The sequence below is a fragment of the Zavarzinia sp. CC-PAN008 genome (genome assembly GCF_051903925.1).
Lineage (GTDB): Bacteria > Pseudomonadota > Alphaproteobacteria > Zavarziniales > Zavarziniaceae.
Genome location: NZ_CP173678.1, coordinates 4,796,217 through 4,811,931 on the forward strand (window position 1 = coordinate 4,796,217; position 15,715 = coordinate 4,811,931).

A 15,715-nucleotide genomic window follows, 5' to 3' on the forward strand; every position below is an offset into this window, starting at 1 on the left:
GTCGCACCATGCCGTTGCCGCCAATCTAGCGGCCGGGGACCGCTTCGGGAAAGAAGCACCCGTCACGCCGGCCAGGGGCTGCCCGGGTCAGGGCCGGCGGAGCCAGCGCGCCAGGTCGTCCAGGTCCGCCTTCAGGGCGGCCGTGGCGCCCGTGTCAAAGGCCATGAAGCCACCCCTGGCGGCGCAGCCGTCAAAGACGCGGGGCCATTGCGCCGCGGTCACGGTCACGCCGTCCTGGCGCTGGAAACGCCCCGGCTCCACCTCGCGGATCGTGCATCGGGTGAGGTCCTGCACGTTCATGTCCTGCGCCCCCAGCAGCGCCAGGAGGGGCTGGTCGAAGGCATGCGCGGCGCCAGCATGCACCACCATGCGGATTGCGGACGGATCCGCCGCCTGGTCGCGCATCGCCTGGATCACGGGGGCGCAGGCGGCGGGCGGCGCGATCGTGTCCCGCTCGCCCAGGTGCACACTGATCCGCGCCCCCGGCACGGGACGCGAATCGGCCAGCTGAAGTCCGCACCAGGGATAGAGCGCGACATGGGCGGCAAAGCGTGGACCGTCCGCCGCGAGCACGCCCGCCACCCGCACCAGCCCGGCATAGAGGGCGGCGACCGCCCCCTTGGACGAGCCGATGACGGCGATCCGGTCGGCGCGGATGCGCGGATCCGTCGCCAGGCGCGCCAGTACGGCATAGGCGTCGGCGATCATGTCCAGCTCGGCCACGCGGGCCTGGTCCTGCGCCGTGTTGCGCACGCCGCGCGGCGTGAAGCTGTCGACCACGGCCACCGCCAGGCCGCGGTCCAGCAACTCGCCCGCCGTGCGGTGCTCCAGGAAGCCTACCCCACTGGCCGAGTTCAGGATGACGACGGCAGCGAAGGGCGCATCGCGCGCGCCCTCCGGCAGCATCAGTTCGACCGGAACCTGCGGCCCCGGCACAGGCGTGCCGTCCAGGAAGCCCAGGCTGTGGGAGGCCACCTGCCCCAGTTCGACCAGCGGGGCGGGCGGCATCGCCGCCGTCGTCGGCCCCGCGATCGCCAGAAGCAGTGCCGGACCCGCCAGCAGGACCCGGCAGGCCCGGGCCAGGCGCTGCCGGACGCCGGCCCGGGACGCCATCAATTGCTGGCGAGCTGCGACATCCGGCCGGCGAAGGCGACTTGCCCCTTGCGGCAGGCGGAGGAGGCGCTGAGCGTGCCGCAATCGGTATAGCGGCTCCAGACCAGGCCGCCGGCCTCGTACATGTCCAGGCAGTCCTCGTAGTCGAAGATCACGCCGCGCAGGCGCAGGCACAGGCGATTGTCCTGCACGCGCCAATTGCCGTCGGCCGTCAGCGTGCGCCAGACCGTGCCCTTGGTCGCCTCGTCATAGGTGAGCAGCTTCATCTCGAAGTCGACCTTGCCATCGGAGGCGAAGGCGAAGCGGCCATTGGCGCGCTCGCCCTCGGCCACCAGCATCCGGCCGCGGACCAGCCCGTCGATTGCTGTCCCCTCCAGGGGCGAACCCTTGTACTCTGTGATCGCTGCCTTGATCGGGGGACCGTCACCCCCCAGGCCCCCTGGTGCATTGGCGCCCTGGACTGCAAGACCCGCCATCACGACAGACCCGACCATCAAAAAACGCGCAAGAAGGCGCCGCATTTTGATCCTCCCTATTCAAATTGGGGGCGAGTTTGCACGCCTTCGGCGGGCGGCGCAATGCCGGGAGGGCCAGATTGACGCAGCGGCTTCAGGCACCAGCGGCCGTCGAACCGGAAAAAGACCATGCCCCAGGCGGCAAATCGCGTCCGCAGCCAATAGGTTGTGAGGTAGGCAACGGCCGCACCGCCCAGGATGTCGCTGAGATAGTGCTGGGTCATCGCAACGCGGGCAAAGGCGACCGGAAGCGCCAGCGCCACGAACAGCCAGCGTCCGCGTGGCAGCAGGAAGCCCAGCGCCAGGGCCGCCGCGAAGGCGGTATTGGCGTGGCCGGAGGGAAAGGACGCGTTCTCGCTGCCGAAGGCGAAAAGCAGCCAATGGTAGTCGCCCGATTCGAACAGCAGGCGCGCGCGCGTCCGCCCGAAGACGACCTTGAGCAGGACCACGACTAGGCCAGACAAGGCAACCGCGGAGAAGAAGAAGGTCACCGCCTCCGCCAGGTGGCGGGTGCGCCGCCGCGTCGGCCCCGTCCCCGGCCCCATCAGCCGCCACGCCGCCCACAGGACCAGGGCCAGCACCCCCGACGGCCACAGGAACCAGGCCCCGTTGCCGACATCCTCCAGCAGCTTGAACAGGCCGGCATCGGCCTCCCGCGCCTTGAAGTAGTAGGCGACGGGACGATCGACCCAAAGGCTCATGCCCCAGACCAGCAGGGCGGCCAGGCCGGCCCAGGGCAGTGCGCGGGCGGCAAAGCGCAGCTTGCCGGTGGACGGCACGCCCAGGTGATGGGCGGCACGCCGGGCGCGGGCCCGCCAGCGCCTCATGGCGCCGCCCCTGCCCCCGCTCGCCGATAGAGGTGGAGGTCGAGCATCCGCCCCTGCGAGTAGTTGAACGCCTGAACCGGACCCAGGTCGCTCAAGTCCTGGAAGCGGGCACCGGCCGCGGCACGGAACGCCGCATCGTGGCTCTGCTCCACCACCGCGACATCGACGCTGCCGTCCAGCAGCAGGCCGGCGGCGACGTCGCCCTGGACCAGGCGGGTGCCCGTGCCGAAGGTGAAGACGAAGCCCGGCTCCGTCAGCCCGGCGGAGGCCACCCGCGTGGCGCGACCGTCGGGCAGGTGCTCCGCCACCAGGCGCGCAACCCAGGGCTTGTCCAGGCCGGGCAGGACCAGGCCCAGGATCAGGGCCGCACCAGCCGCGCCGGCCAGCAGGCCGGGCCAGGGCGTGCCTGCCCGCGTCCAGGCCAGGCGGCCCAGCAGGACCGCTGCCGCCAGGACCAGCAGCGCCGCCAGGATGCCGGCCGGATCGACCCGGCCATCCGCCAGGATCGGCACCGCGATCGCGGCGCCAGCCAGGGCCAGGCTGAACCCGGCATGGATCAAGACGGCCGCCCGGCGCCACCACGCCGGCCCAGCCGCCAGGCCGCGCTCAAGCACCATCGCGGCCAGCAGCGCCAGCGCCGGATAGAGCGGCAGGACGTAATGCGGCAGCTTGGTCGGCGTCAGCTCGAACACCGCCCAGGCCGGCACGATCCAGGCCAAGCAGAACCGCACCGCCCGCTCCCGCCGCAGGCGCCAGATCACCGGCACCGCCACCACCAGCAGGAGCGAGCCCGGCCACAGGCCCAGCGTCAGGAAGCCCAGGTGATAGAGCGGCGGCATGCCGTGCGATTCCTCGCCCCCCGCGACCTTGGCCAGCATGTCGCTGCCGACCGAACCCTCCAGGAAGGCACCGCCGGAGCGCACCGTGATCAGCACCAGCCAGGGCAGCGCCACCGCCAGCATCACGGCCACGCCCTTGACGGGGTGCAGCAGCCGGCGCCAGTTCGGACGGTCGGGATCGCGCCGGTCGACCAGGGCGAGCGCCAGGACGGTCAGGGCAGAGATCATGGGCACGATCGGCCCCTTCACCAGCAGGCCCGCGCCCTGCGCCAGCCAGAACACCAGGGGCGCGCCGGCAAAGGCGATGCCATGCCGTCCCGGCGGCGGCCGCATGTAGAGGTGGGCCAGCGCCCCTTGCGCGAGCAGGACGCAGGCCAGGAGCACGGCGTCCGTCTTGGCCAGCCGCGCTTCCATGTTGAGGGCGACGCAGGTGGCCAGGATGGCTGCACCCAGGAACGCGGCGCGGGTCCCGAACAGGCCCGCGCCGATGCGGTAGCACAGCAGCACCGCCAGGATCGCCGCTACCAGCGACGGCAGGCGATAGACCCAGATCGGATTGGCCGCGGGCTCCCCCGTCAGGGCGACGGTCGCGGCCTGCAGCCAGTAGATGCCGACCGGCTTGTGATGGCGGGGGACGTCCTGGAAATAGATGTCGACGAAGTTGCCCGTCTCCAGCATCTGCCGGGTCGCTTGGGCAAAGCGCGGCTCGTCCCGTTCAAACGGCGGCAGCGTCGTCAGCCCGGGCAGGAACGCCGCCAGGGCCAGCAGCACCAGCAGTGCCACATGGCGCAGGTCAAGCCGCGTCCCGTTCATCGCCGCGCGCGCCCGGTCGCAGGATTGGGTCCCAACTGGTCCATGGCCGTCGATCCGAGCACCCGGGTCCTGCTCCCCCATCCCGGCCCTTCCCCACAAGGCGGGCGCTGGTTCAGCGAAGCGGTCACCGCTCGTCGCGGGTGGCGACCAGGCCCGCACCGGCGCCGCGGGGCGGTGCGACATGGTCGGCCAACGGCTGAAGCAGGGGCAGCGGCTCCGGCGCACGGGCCAGCAGGGCGGCGGGGCCAGCGCGGCGGATCAGCCAGGCGACGCCCAGCAGGTCCGACAGGCTGACGATCAGGCGGTCCAGCGTGCCGTACTTCGACCGGCCCGCGGTCCGGTGGCGATGGCCCACCGGCACCGGCCGCACCGTGCCGCCGGCGCGCTGGGCCAGGGCCGGCAGGAACCGGTGCATGTGATCGAAATAGGGCAGTTCCAGGAACAGGTCCCTGCGAAAGACCTTGAGCCCGCAGCCAGTATCACGCGTGCCGTCGTTCAGCATCGCGCGGCGCACGAAATTGGCCAGGCGCGAACTGACCCGCTTCACGATCGTGTCACGGCGGTTGACCCGCTCGCCCGCCAGCAGGCCGGGGGGCGCGTCGCCCGCCGCCAGGCGCACCAGGCGCGGCAGGTCGGCCGGATCGTTCTGGCGGTCGCCGTCCAGCGTGGCGATCCAGGCGCCGCGCGCGGCGCGCACGCCCGTATGCACGGCGGCACTTTGGCCATAGCGGCGGGAATGCCGGATGACCCGCAGGCGCGGCTCCTCGGACAACAGGATCAGCAGGCGCTCGGGCGTCGCGTCGGTGCTGCCGTCGTCGACATAGATCACCTCGAAGTCGACCAGGCCGTCGAGGGCGGCCACCGCCTCCGCCAGCAGGGGGCCCACGTTCTCCTGCTCGTTCAGGACGGGGATGACGACCGACAGCGCGACGGGGGCGGCCTGCGGCTCCGCCACCTCGCGCGCGAGGTGCGGCTGGCTGCTGCGCCGTTCCAGCCAGTCCAGGCCAAAGCCGTCGACCAGGCCAGGCTTGGGCCCCGTGGCCAGGGCGCTGCGGGCGCCGTCGACGACCAGCGTGCGCCGGCCGATGCGCGCGACCAGGCGCGGCAGGTGGCGGTGCATGCCGACGAAATAGGGCAGGTCCAGCAGGGCCTCGCGCGCGATCAGGATCGCCTCTCCCCCGCCGGGCAGCGGCGCCAGGACCAGGGACGGGGGGTCGGCCTGCCGGGTGGGGGCCCACAGGCGGGGCAGCAGGTCGAGGGCTGCGGGGGCGGCGGCGACAAGCAGCCATGGCGCCGCCGTGCGCCGCGCCGCCTCCGCCAGGCCCAAGGACAGGTCGCCACCGGCTGGCAGGCCGACCAGGCCAACGGCCTCCTCCTCGGCACCCAGGGCGGGCGATGGCACGGCGGCCCCCTGCCCGGCCGCCAGCAGCCACAGCATTTCATGCTGCGGGACGTCGGCCATGGCCTTCAGGCTGTCGGCCGCGCGCGCGACCCCGGTCAGGTCGACACCCGGAGTCAGGATGACGCACAGGTCCAAGAGCGCATCCCTTTCCTGATCAGACTGGTTGGTCCTGGTGACGGGGGCCGGCCCCGGCCGCGCGCGTCGCGGGGGCTTGCTGCCGCAGGAGGCCCGCAGGGGCCGGGGGCTGTGACACCCCCGACCCCGGCAGATGGTGCGGTCGAGAAGACTCGAACTTCCACGGGGGTTAGCCCACAAGCACCTCAAGCTTGCGCGTCTACCAATTCCGCCACGACCGCATGCCTCGTGAGCGGTGGGAGGTAGCAGTTCCCGCGCACGGCTTCAAGGGCTGCCGTTTCTGCGGCACACTCCCCCGATTGTCGCAGGGCGCGCAGGTCCGGGCCCCGCCCGCGATTTGCCAGACCGGCGGGGCAGAGGCGGAGTTCGGCATGCGCATCCTGGTGGTGGAGAACGATGCGATCAGCGGGCCCGCGCTGATCGGCGATGCCCTGGTGGCGGGCGGCGCCACGCTCGATGCCCGCCGGCCGCACCAGGGCCAGGCACTGCCCGTCGACCTGTCCGCGTACGACGCCATGCTGGTCCTGGGTGGGCCGCAGCACGCCAATGACGACGATGGCTATCCCGCCTTCCAGGGAATCATCACCCTGATGCGCCAGGCGCTGGCAGCCGACCGGCCGGTGCTGGGCATCTGCCTGGGCGCGCAGCTGCTGGCGCGCGCGCATGGCGGACGGGTCTATCGCATGGGCTGGCTGGAGGTGGGCCTGCCGCCCCTGGGCCTGACCCCGGCGGCGGAGACGGATGCCGTGCTGCATGGCCTGGGGCCGCGGGTGCGCGCCATGCAATGGCACGAGGATCATTTCGACCTGCCGCCCGAGACCGTCCGCCTGCTGGAAGGCGAACGCTGCCCCAACCAGGCCTTCCGCCTGGGCCGCGCGTCCTATGGCTTCCAGTGCCACCCGGAAGCCGGCCGGGTTCTGGCCGGGCAATGGCTGGACCAGTTCTCGACCGGGCCGTTCCAGAAGCATTTCGGGGCCGGGGCCAGCCAAGCGCTTGCCCGTGCCCGGGCCGAGGTCGCGACCCATGCCGCGGCATCGGAGCCCTTTGCCCGCACGCTCGCCATGCGCTGGCTGCACTTGGGCGCCTGACCCACCCAGATCCGCAACGGTTCAGACTGGTGTTGTCGACAAGCCTCAACAAATCATAAGAATGACTCTCAGTAGCGTTCGCATGATGACGACCCCTGGTCCTGCTTCTAAGAACCATTCGCACCGCACGTGCGGATGGATGACGTCTTCGAGGGGGATGGGTAATGGCAGAACGCAGGGGCTTGGGCCGCCGCGGCGGGCAGGTGTCGCAGCTGGCCCTGCTGATGGCATTGGGGCTGGCGGCGCCCGGACTGGCGCTGGCGCAAGGGACCACCGCCCCGCCCGCCGCCGCGCCGCCGGCACCGGCACCGGCACCGGCACCGGCACCGGCACCCGCGCAGCCCGCCGACGGCCAGGCGCCGATGGTCCTGCCGCAGCTGGACATCAACTCGAACCTGCTGTCGCCGTCCAACACGCTGCTGGCGCCGGCGGGCGTCGGTGCCCGCACGCCCAACAGCGTCCAGGACACGCCCCAGGCGATCAACGTCATCACGCAGGAGACGATGCGCCAGCAGGGCGTGCAGACCCTGCAGGACGCCCTGCGCAACGTGCCCGGCGTCACGGTCGCGATCGGTGAAGGCGGCGTAGCCAACGGCGACCAGTTCCGCATCCGCGGCTTCGAGGCCAAGGGCGACATCTTTGTCGATGGCCTGCGCGACTTCGGCCTCTATACCCGCGACGCCTTCATCTACGAGAACGTCTCGGTCCTGAAGGGCCCCTCGTCCCAGGTCTTTGGCCGCGGCTCGGTCGGCGGCGGCATCAACACGGTGTCCAAGACGCCCTTCCTGGGTGCGCAGTATTCGCTCGACGGCTCGATCGGCATGGGTCCGCTCTACCGTGGCGTCGTCGACCTGAACCAGCAGATCGGCGAATCGACCGCGGTCCGGCTGGTCGGCATGGCGACCCAGCAGGAATGGGTGGGCCGCGACGCGGTCGAGTCCCAGCGTTTCGGCTTTGCGCCGTCGATCGCCTTCGGCCTGGGGACCGATACGGAATTGTCGATCCTGTACTACCACCTGGAGGACAATCGCGTCCCCGACTACGGGGTGCCGGTCTTCCAGTCGGCCGCCGAGGCCGCGGCCAACATCCCCGGCCTGCCCGTCACCGAGCGTGGGGTCGACCGTTCGAACTGGTACGGACTTGAGACCGACCGCGACGACGTCACCGTCGATACGATCACCGCCAAGCTGCAGCACCGGGTCAACGAGTTCGTCTCGGTCACCAACGACACGCGCCTTGGCTTCTACGAGCGCGAGTTCGGCGCCCAGGCTCCAAGCTGCCCCAACACGGTCGCCAATCCCTGCCAGGCGAACTTCCTGGATGGCGATCCGACCACGATCCCCATGGCCGGTCGCGGTGCCGGCATCTACGAGCAGAAAAGCTGGGGCATCCAGAACGTCACGACCGGGGTCGCCGGCTTCGAGTATGGCGGCTTCCGCCACCAGGTCGTCGGCGGTGTCGACCTCAGCTATGAGCACAACGAGCGCAATCCGCTGGCCTATATCGGCACGCGTCCGACGACGCCGCTGTTCAACCCGTCGCCGTCGACAAACGGTGCGTACTATGTCGGGCCGCCAACCGGGGCCAATACAACCGACACGACGGATTTCGGCTTCTTCCTGAGCGAGCGCTGGTGGATCGTGCCCGAGGTCTCGATCCTGGCCGGCTTCCGCTATGACCGGTTCCGCACGACCTATGAGACGGTCGCCTATGCCACGCGCCTCTCGACCGAGTTGGAGCAGGAAACGGACATCGTGGCGCCCAAGGCCAGCCTGGTCTGGGAGCCGTCCGACAGCCAGACCTTCTACCTGTCCTATGGTGAATCGGCCAGCCCGACCGGCCAGTTCTCGACACAAGGCGCGACGATCACCGTAACGAACGATGACCTTGAGCCGGAAACGAGCCGCATCTACGAGGCCGGGGCAAAGGTCTCGTTCTTCGACAACCGCCTGGGGATCACGGGCTCGATCTATCATATCGAGAAAAGCAACTCGAAGGAGTTCGACACCGACGGGACCACGCTGCTCCGCTCGGGCGACGAGATCGAGAACACGGGCCTTGAGATCGGCGTGACCGGCACCATCCTGCCGGGCTGGGAGGTGCAGGCCAACTACACCTTCCAGGATGCGGAACTGACCGATACGGCCGATCCCATCAATATCGGCAACCGGCCCCAGTTCGTCTCGGAGCATGCCGCCAGCCTCTGGACGACCTACGCGCCGATCGAGAACCTGACGCTGGGCCTGGGCGTCACCTATGAGAGCCAGCGCTATCTCAACATCCAGAACACGCTCGAAGTGCCGGGCCAGTACCAGATCGACGGGCTCGTCTCCTACCAGTGGCAGCAGTACCGCTTCGCCCTCAATGCCTACAACATCACCGACACGCTCAACTATTCGGGGGTGTGGGGGAACCGCGTGATCCCGGGCCAGGGGGCGACGGTCGTCGGCTCGTTCGGCGTCACCTTCTAGAACGGACCACCTGCCCGCGCGGCGGCCATCCGGGAACGGCTGGCGGCCGAGGGCCCGCACCTTCGGATGCGGGCCGCCAGTCTTCCGGCCACCGCGCAGGACCGTCCCCCCGGCCAACCGACCCTGGCCGGGGGGACGGCACGAAAAGGCCATCCCGAAGGCCGGAACGGAGCGCTTCTGCTGCGCCTGCGATGATGCGGCACAATATCGCGGAATGCACCCCAAGTTGCAGCGGGAACAGCGTTTATTCCCGATATCCCGCAATCCGGAACGGTTAAGACCGCCGCCGACACGCTTGACGCGCGGCCGGTTCAGACCCTTATGTTGCGGCGCAATACGAAGCCGGATGCAATTCCGGTCCAGGAAAGTGGGATATCGATGAGCACGACGACGATCGACTTCAATCCGACCAAGCTGTTCGACTCCGCGGCCTTCGAGAAGCTGGCCGAACCGCTGAAGGGCCTGGGCGAGACGCTGAAGGGCGTGCGCGAGCGCGCGCTGGAGCAGAACCAGGAGATCAACACCCGCGTCATCGCGATCGCCGAGCAGAACGCGGCCCAGTACTTCGACGCGGCGCGCGCCGCGGCCAAGGCCAAGACCCTGACCGAGCTGCTGGAAGTCCAGAACGGCTTCGCCCGCGAGTCGCTGGCCCGCAACGTGGCCCAGTTCAAGGAACTGAGCGAGCTGTTCACGAATGCCAGCCGCACCACCTGGGCGCCGCTGGGCGCGATCCTGACGCCGAAGGCGGCCTGATCACGCAAGGCTACGGCACCCCGCGCCAGGCGGGGTGACCGCGTTCCCTCCGCCCAGGCCGCATCGCGGCCGGGCGGACCTGGAACCCAGGCGGACGATCCGCCAATCCGATCCCCGACCAGGGGCAGCTCAGACGATCGGGTGGAACGGTTGCGGCTCAGATGCCGCTGCCGCCGCTTTCGTTGCGCAGCGGGCTGTGGATGCCGCATTCGGTCTTCTCAAGCCCAGCCCAGCGCCCGTCGCGGGAATCGCCGCCCGGCGCCACCCGGTCGGTGCAGGGCATGCAGCCGATCGACAGGTAGCCATCCTCGATCAGGGGATGCTTCGGCAGCTTGCGCGCGGCCAAGTGGGCGTGCAGGTCGGCCTCGGACCAATGGGCCAGCGGGTTGACCTTGATGTGCACGCCGTCGGTCTCGACCGCCTCGATCGCCGCGCGGCTGCTGGACTGGAACCGCTTGCGCCCGGTGAACCAGGCATCGAACGGAGCCAGCGCGCGCGCCAGCGGCTCAGCCTTGCGCAGGGCGCAGCAGGCATCCGGGTCGCGGGTCCACAGGATGCCGTCAGGGTCGCGCGCCGCCACCTCCCGCGGGTCGGGCCGGATCGAGCGCACGTCCATCAGGCCAAGCCGCTCGCCCAGCGCCTCCTTGTAGCGCAGCGTCTCGCCGAACAGCTTGCCCGTGTCCAGGAAGATCACGGGGACCGCCGGATCGACCTGGGCCACCAGGTCGAGCAGCACCGCACTTTCGGCACCAAAGGACGACACCATGGCGATGCGGCCGGGGAACACGCCCTCGACCATCGCGGCGATCAGGCCGCGCGCATCCAGGCCGCCATAGCGCGCGTTGAGCGCCGCCGCCTCGTCGCGCAGCGCGCGCGCGCGTTCGCCGGGATCCAGCTTCATTGCAGCCATCCTTTGCGGTCGATCAGGTCCTCCGTCTGGGCGGAGACCGTCGCAATATCCAGGCCGGCATTGCGCCAGCGGGACCGCTCGGCCGCCAGCTCGTCCAGCCGCGGGCCCCATTCGGGGCCGAACAGGCGTTCCAGGTAACGCTTCAGGCGCCGCGCAAGCCCGGGCGAGCGGCCGCCGGTCGACACCGTCAGGAGCAGGTCGCCACGCCGCACCAGTGCCGGCACGTGAAAGTCGCAGTAGGGAATCACATCCTCGACATTGACGAGCATGCCGGCCGCGCGCGCGGCGTGGTACAGCGCGCCCGCCGTCTCGGCCGGCAGGCCCGCCGCGAACAGCAGGCCACCGGCCCGGAAGTCGCCGCGTCCGGGCAGGCATCGGCGCAGGCCGTCGCCGGCGCGCGCCGCAAGGTCGGCCTCGGCCTCGGGCGCAAAGACCAGGACGCCGGTCCCACCGCCCGCCTCCACCAGGTCAAGGCGGCGCAGCAGCCCGGCCCCCTGCCCTGCCAGCAGGACTGGGGTTTTCGAAAGGTCGAGAGCCAGGGGCAGCATGTCGCGGAAATTAGGCCGGCGGCCTGGACACTTCAAGCGGCGCCCGTGTAGGGGCTGCCATACACCACAAATGCAGTGTAAAAAAGAATTCAGGTCTTTTGCGGCTTCAGCTTGTCAGTGATCGACACGGCGATCCTGTCGCCCGACAGGACGATCTCCCCCCGTGCGATGGGCTGGTTGTTGGCATAGACCCAGACATTGTCATCCTCGCGCGAGTCGAGTTCGATGACGGCACCGCGGCCCATCTTCAGCAGCTGATGGATCGGCATCTGCGACCGGCCGAGCACGACCGTGATCTCGACATAGACGTCCTCGACCGCTGCGATCGCTGGGGTGCCGGCCACTGTACTTCTCCACCCGCTGTTGGTCCCGCCACGATACGGGGCCATGGTTAAGATCAGGCTAAGCCCCGGGGCACCGCGATCACAAGGTGCCACCCATCCGCCTCGTGCACGGGGGACGAGGATCGGCTAGGAAGCCGAACCATGAGCGAGACGTCATCCGACGCGGCGGCGCGCGTCCCCGTCCTGTGGGACGTCGCCGCCCATCCGGTTTCCTATCCCGAGGCGCTGGCCCGGATGGAGGCCCGCGTGGCGGACATCCGCGCGGGTCGGGCGCCCGAACTGGCCTGGGCGGTGGAGCATCCGCCGCTCTACACCGCCGGCACCAGCGCCGACCCTTCGGAACTGGTCCGGCCCGACCGGTTCCCGGTGTTCCAGGCCGGCCGGGGCGGGCGCTTCACCTATCACGGGCCGGGCCAGCGCGTGGTCTATGTCATGCTGGACCTGAAGCGCCGCAAGCCGGACGTGCGGGCCTTCGTCCACGACCTGGAGGACTGGCTGATCGCCACCCTGGACCGGTTTGGCGTGCGCGGCGAACGCCGTGCCGACCGCATCGGCGTCTGGGTCGTGCTGCCCGGCGGGGGAGAGGCCAAGATCGCGGCGCTGGGCATCCGCGTCCGGCACTGGGTCACGTTCCATGGCGTGTCGCTGAACGTCGAGCCGGACCTGGACCATTTCGGCGGCATCGTCCCCTGTGGCATCGCCCAGCATGGCGTGACCTCGCTCGCGGCGCTGGGCATCATGGCCAGCATGGCCGAGGTCGACATGGCCCTGCGCGATACGTTCGAGGAGATCTTCGGGCCCACTCAGTAGACGTCGCGGCGATAGCGGCCCGTGACGATCAGGTGGTCCAGCGCCTCCGCCCCCAGGATATCCTCCAGCACGCGGCCGACCCCGTCCGCCATGCCGTGCAGGCTGCCACAGACCAGGATCACGGCCCCCTCTGCCACCCAGGCGCGCAGGCGCGCCGACTGCCCTGCCAGCACGTCCTGGACATAGGCCGGGTCCGCACCGCGGGAAAAGGCCAGGTCAAGGTGCGTCAGCAGGCCGGTCGCCTGCCACGCCGCCAGTTCGTCGGCAAAGGGCCGGTCATGCTCGGGCGAGCGTTCCCCGAACAGCAGCCAGGTGGGCGCAGCGCCCGCGCCGGCGCGCTCCTTCAGGTGGGCGCGCAGGCCGGCGATCCCCGTGCCATTGCCCACCAGGATCAGCGGGCAGGCGCCGTCCGGGCCGTGGAACGGGCTGTTGCGGCGGATGCGCAGCGCGATGTCCGTGCCCGGGGCCGCACCCTGGCTCAGGTGGTGGGAGCCGAGGCCCGGACGGCCGTCAGGCCGCGTCACCTGCCGCACCAGCAGCTGGATCACCCCATCGGCGGGCAGGGAGGCGATCGAGTAGTCGCGCCGGACGGACGGCGCGACCTCGACCTCCGCCACGTCGCCGGCCTGCCAGTGCAGGCCCGGCGGCGGCGCCAGCTCGACCAGGACGGCCGGCGCGCCGGGGCTGCCGGGGTTCAGCACGCGCCGGCTCCGCAGACGGCACGGCACGAACGGTGCCTGCGCCGTATCCAGCGCCACGCCGCCCAGCGCCGCCACCTGCCCCGACCAGCGGGCCAGGGCCGCGGCGTCATGACGGTCGACCAGCACCGGCGGATGCAGCGGCCGCGCCGCCTCCCCCTCCAGCCACTGGGCCAGGGCCAGGCCAAAGGCACAGAAGCCGGCATAGGTCCGATCGCCCAACGCCAGCACGGCGCAGTCCAGGCGATCCAGGCCGGCACCAGGACGCATGACGCGGTGGACAAAGGGCACGGCGTTGTCGGGGGCATCGCCCTCCCCCGTCGTGCTGGCGACGAACAGGGCCGTGCCGCCCGCCTCCAGCATGGGCCGGGTCACGGCAGCCAGCGGCAGCAGCCGCACCGCCCGGCCGCCTGCCCGCAGGGCGCGCGCCGTCTCCCGCGCAAGGTGCTCGGCATCGCCGGTCTGGCTGGCATAGGCGACGAGCAGCGCACCCGCATCATCCACCGTATCCCCCGGTTGACCGCGCATCCGGCGGTGACGCAGCGCAACGGCGACGCAGAACAGCGCATAGGTCGCCAGGATCGCTGCCGACCACGCCAGCTTCACCCCCAACATCATGCCATCAGGGCCGCGCAGGCGGGGCTTGGCACCTGGTGCAGGCCATCGCCCCGGCGACTGGTGAGGAGTGCGGCCAGGCCCTGCTCCGTCGCGAGGCGCAGGCCGGCCTCCGGTCCCAGCACGGCCAGCGCCGTTGCCCAGGCGTCCGCCACCATGCACGACGGGTGCAGGACGCTGACCGATGCCAGGCCGTTGCCCGTCGGCCGGCCGTTCCGCGGATCCAGGAGGTGATGGCCGGTCTGGCCATCGAGATGGGCCTGCCGGCGATAGTCGCCCGATGTCGCAACCGCCAGGCCATGCAGCGCGATGAGCGTAGGCACAAGGCCCCCGCCGCCGGCCACGGGCGGCTCCAGCGCCACCCACCAGGGCTGGCCGTCCGGCTTGCAGCCGGTGCCGCGCAACTCGCCGCCGATCTCCACCAGGTGATGGACCAGGCCCAGCGCGTCCAATGCCTGCGCCACCAGGTCGACGGCAAAGCCCTTGGCGATCGCCGACAGGTCAAGGGCAAGGCCGCCGGGCTGGCGGAGCTGCCGGGGCGCGTAGCGCTGCTCCAGCAGGCGCCAGCCGCTGCCGGCCCGCGCCGTGGCCAGTTGCGCCGGTGTGGGGGCCGCCGGCACCGGACCCGCGGGTCCGAAGCCCCAAAGGTCGACCAGATGGCCAAGCGTGGGGTCATAGGCCCCATCGCTGGCCGCCGCCACGGCCAGGGCGGCATCCAGCACAGTCCAGGTTTCCGCCGCGAAGCCCTGCCAATGCCCGGGTGCGCTGGCGTTGAAACGCGCCAGGTCGGACGCCGGGTCCCAGGTGCTCATCTGGGCGATGACCCGGGCCAGCGCGCGTTCCACCGTGGCGCGGAGGTCGAGGGCGGGTCCAGGCGCCACCACCGCCTGGACCCGCCAGGTCGTCCCCATGGTCAGCCCCTCCAGGGCGACGATGCGTCCTGCGGGCGGGCGCGTGACGGCCACGGCGCGCGGGACCAGGACGCGCCGGGCGGCTGCAAGGGTGGCCACTATTGGGGCAGGACCTCGAACGTCGCGACATAGGTGGCGCGGCGTTCCTTGGCCTTGTCGGTCGAGACGGCGTCGTCCGCGACCGAGGCTTCGAGCCAGTACATGCCGGGCTCGCCCCAGGTCACCTTCAGCACGCCATCGGCATCGGTCTTCAGCTTCTGCTCGCCCAGCGCGTTGCGGTAGCGGATGCCGCCGCGCACCAGTTCAACCTCGACATCGGCCGCCGGCTTGCCGTCCAGGACCAGCTTGAAGGTCGCCTCCTCGCCCGCCACAAGGTCGTTCGGATGCGTCACCGGCAGCAGTTCCAGGCCCTTGCCGCTGGGCTTCAGCTCGGTCGGTGCGCCCTTGGTGACGAAGGTCTCCAGGCGGCGCTGGGTCTCGGTGATCTCGACCTCCGTCGCCTCGGCCGGGATCTCGCCCAGGGTGGCGGCGCTGCCGCGCCAGCGCTTGGCCTCGCCGTTCAGCTTGTAGCGGCCGAACAGGCCGTCCGTCGCCACCGCGATGCGATAGGTGCCGGCCTGCTTCAGCTCGACATCGAAGGTCGTGCGGAAGCGGCCCTGGGCCTGGTTCTGGACTTCTGCCGCCGTGCCGTCCGGTGCCGTCACGACCAGGTCGCCATCGCGCAGGCGCATCGGCTGGTGCTCGAAATAGAACAGGTCGTTGGACGAGGCGGCATCGATCGTGACCCAGGCGTTCTCGCCCGACAGCACGGTGGCCGAGGGCAGAAGCCAGGCGCGATGCGCCTGTGCCCCCATCGGAACCAGGGCGATGGCCGCCGCCAGGGCGGCAATCTTGAGTGTCTTCACAGGATTGGTCTTCACAGG

Annotated in this window: 15 protein-coding genes and 1 tRNA gene; 4 read left to right on the forward strand and 12 right to left on the reverse strand. The window is 70.8% G+C overall.

The genetic code is table 11. From position 1 onward, the window contains the following. Positions 1-87 precede the first annotated feature (87 nt). The 6 genes from ACI6GS_RS22240 to ACI6GS_RS22265 form a co-directional block, all read right to left on the reverse strand. A complete protein-coding gene (locus ACI6GS_RS22240; RefSeq protein WP_439815666.1) occupies positions 88-1,113 on the reverse strand; it encodes a dienelactone hydrolase family protein in 1,026 nt (341 codons plus the stop codon). Beyond that, on the reverse strand, positions 1,113-1,589 hold the full coding sequence (locus ACI6GS_RS22245; protein ID WP_439815667.1) for a hypothetical protein: 477 nt from the start codon (positions 1,587-1,589) through the stop codon (positions 1,113-1,115). The genes ACI6GS_RS22240 and ACI6GS_RS22245 overlap by 1 nt, the downstream gene beginning before the upstream one ends. A gap of 56 nt (positions 1,590-1,645) precedes the next feature. Beyond that, complete coding sequence (locus ACI6GS_RS22250; RefSeq protein WP_439815668.1) at positions 1,646-2,455, reverse strand: phosphatase PAP2 family protein; 810 nt, start codon at positions 2,453-2,455, stop codon at positions 1,646-1,648. Continuing rightward, positions 2,452-4,107 (reverse strand): ArnT family glycosyltransferase, encoded by a 1,656-nt coding sequence (locus tag ACI6GS_RS22255; protein WP_439815669.1) that lies wholly within the window; start codon positions 4,105-4,107, stop codon positions 2,452-2,454. Before ACI6GS_RS22255 ends, ACI6GS_RS22250 begins: the two co-directional genes overlap by 4 nt. Before the next feature lie 124 nt (positions 4,108-4,231). Then, the gene (locus tag ACI6GS_RS22260; protein WP_439815670.1) at positions 4,232-5,644 is read right to left on the reverse strand and encodes a glycosyltransferase family 2 protein; all 1,413 of its coding nucleotides are present in this window, start codon (positions 5,642-5,644) and stop codon (positions 4,232-4,234) included. A gap of 134 nt (positions 5,645-5,778) precedes the next feature. After that, positions 5,779-5,865, reverse strand: a tRNA-Leu gene (locus ACI6GS_RS22265). Between the two features lie 150 nt (positions 5,866-6,015). Between ACI6GS_RS22265 and ACI6GS_RS22270 the strand changes: the two genes are divergently transcribed. The 3 genes from ACI6GS_RS22270 to ACI6GS_RS22280 all read left to right on the forward strand — a co-directional run bounded on the left by ACI6GS_RS22270 (position 6,016) and on the right by ACI6GS_RS22280 (position 9,956). Then, positions 6,016-6,732: a type 1 glutamine amidotransferase gene (locus ACI6GS_RS22270; RefSeq protein WP_439815671.1), complete on the forward strand. Its 717-nt coding sequence runs from the start codon at positions 6,016-6,018 to the stop codon at positions 6,730-6,732. Between the two features lie 164 nt (positions 6,733-6,896). Further along, positions 6,897-9,203 (forward strand): TonB-dependent receptor, encoded by a 2,307-nt coding sequence (locus ACI6GS_RS22275; protein ID WP_439815672.1) that lies wholly within the window; start codon positions 6,897-6,899, stop codon positions 9,201-9,203. A gap of 378 nt (positions 9,204-9,581) precedes the next feature. Further along, positions 9,582-9,956 (forward strand): phasin family protein, encoded by a 375-nt coding sequence (locus ACI6GS_RS22280; protein ID WP_439815673.1) that lies wholly within the window; start codon positions 9,582-9,584, stop codon positions 9,954-9,956. Positions 9,957-10,113: 157 nt separating this feature from the next. On the opposite strand, the gene ACI6GS_RS22285 is transcribed toward ACI6GS_RS22280, so the two are convergent. The 3 genes from ACI6GS_RS22285 to ACI6GS_RS22295 form a co-directional block, all read right to left on the reverse strand. Next, entirely contained in the window at positions 10,114-10,857 is a 744-nt protein-coding gene (locus ACI6GS_RS22285) for a phosphoadenylyl-sulfate reductase (RefSeq protein ID WP_439815674.1), read from the reverse strand. Beyond that, the gene (locus ACI6GS_RS22290) at positions 10,854-11,414 is read right to left on the reverse strand and encodes a precorrin-2 dehydrogenase/sirohydrochlorin ferrochelatase family protein (protein ID WP_439815675.1); all 561 of its coding nucleotides are present in this window, start codon (positions 11,412-11,414) and stop codon (positions 10,854-10,856) included. Before ACI6GS_RS22290 ends, ACI6GS_RS22285 begins: the two co-directional genes overlap by 4 nt. Positions 11,415-11,503: 89 nt before the next feature. Continuing rightward, complete coding sequence (locus tag ACI6GS_RS22295) at positions 11,504-11,758, reverse strand: FliM/FliN family flagellar motor switch protein (RefSeq protein WP_439815676.1); 255 nt, start codon at positions 11,756-11,758, stop codon at positions 11,504-11,506. Between the two features lie 141 nt (positions 11,759-11,899). On the opposite strand from ACI6GS_RS22295, the gene lipB reads away from it, so the two are divergent. After that, positions 11,900-12,568 (forward strand): lipoyl(octanoyl) transferase LipB, encoded by a 669-nt coding sequence (gene lipB / locus ACI6GS_RS22300; RefSeq protein WP_439815677.1) that lies wholly within the window; start codon positions 11,900-11,902, stop codon positions 12,566-12,568. Here the strand turns inward: lipB and ACI6GS_RS22305 are convergent. The 3 genes from ACI6GS_RS22305 to ACI6GS_RS22315 are packed head-to-tail and all read right to left on the reverse strand — an operon-like array spanning position 12,562 to position 15,712. Beyond that, a complete protein-coding gene (locus tag ACI6GS_RS22305; RefSeq protein WP_439815678.1) occupies positions 12,562-13,872 on the reverse strand; it encodes a sulfite reductase subunit alpha in 1,311 nt (436 codons plus the stop codon). The two genes, lipB and ACI6GS_RS22305, sit on opposite strands and share 7 nt — an antisense overlap. A gap of 8 nt (positions 13,873-13,880) precedes the next feature. Next, positions 13,881-14,891 (reverse strand): FAD:protein FMN transferase, encoded by a 1,011-nt coding sequence (locus tag ACI6GS_RS22310; RefSeq protein WP_439815679.1) that lies wholly within the window; start codon positions 14,889-14,891, stop codon positions 13,881-13,883. After that, the gene (locus ACI6GS_RS22315; protein ID WP_439815680.1) at positions 14,891-15,712 is read right to left on the reverse strand and encodes a DUF4198 domain-containing protein; all 822 of its coding nucleotides are present in this window, start codon (positions 15,710-15,712) and stop codon (positions 14,891-14,893) included. The genes ACI6GS_RS22310 and ACI6GS_RS22315 overlap by 1 nt, the downstream gene beginning before the upstream one ends. Between the last annotated feature and the right edge of the window lie 3 nt (positions 15,713-15,715).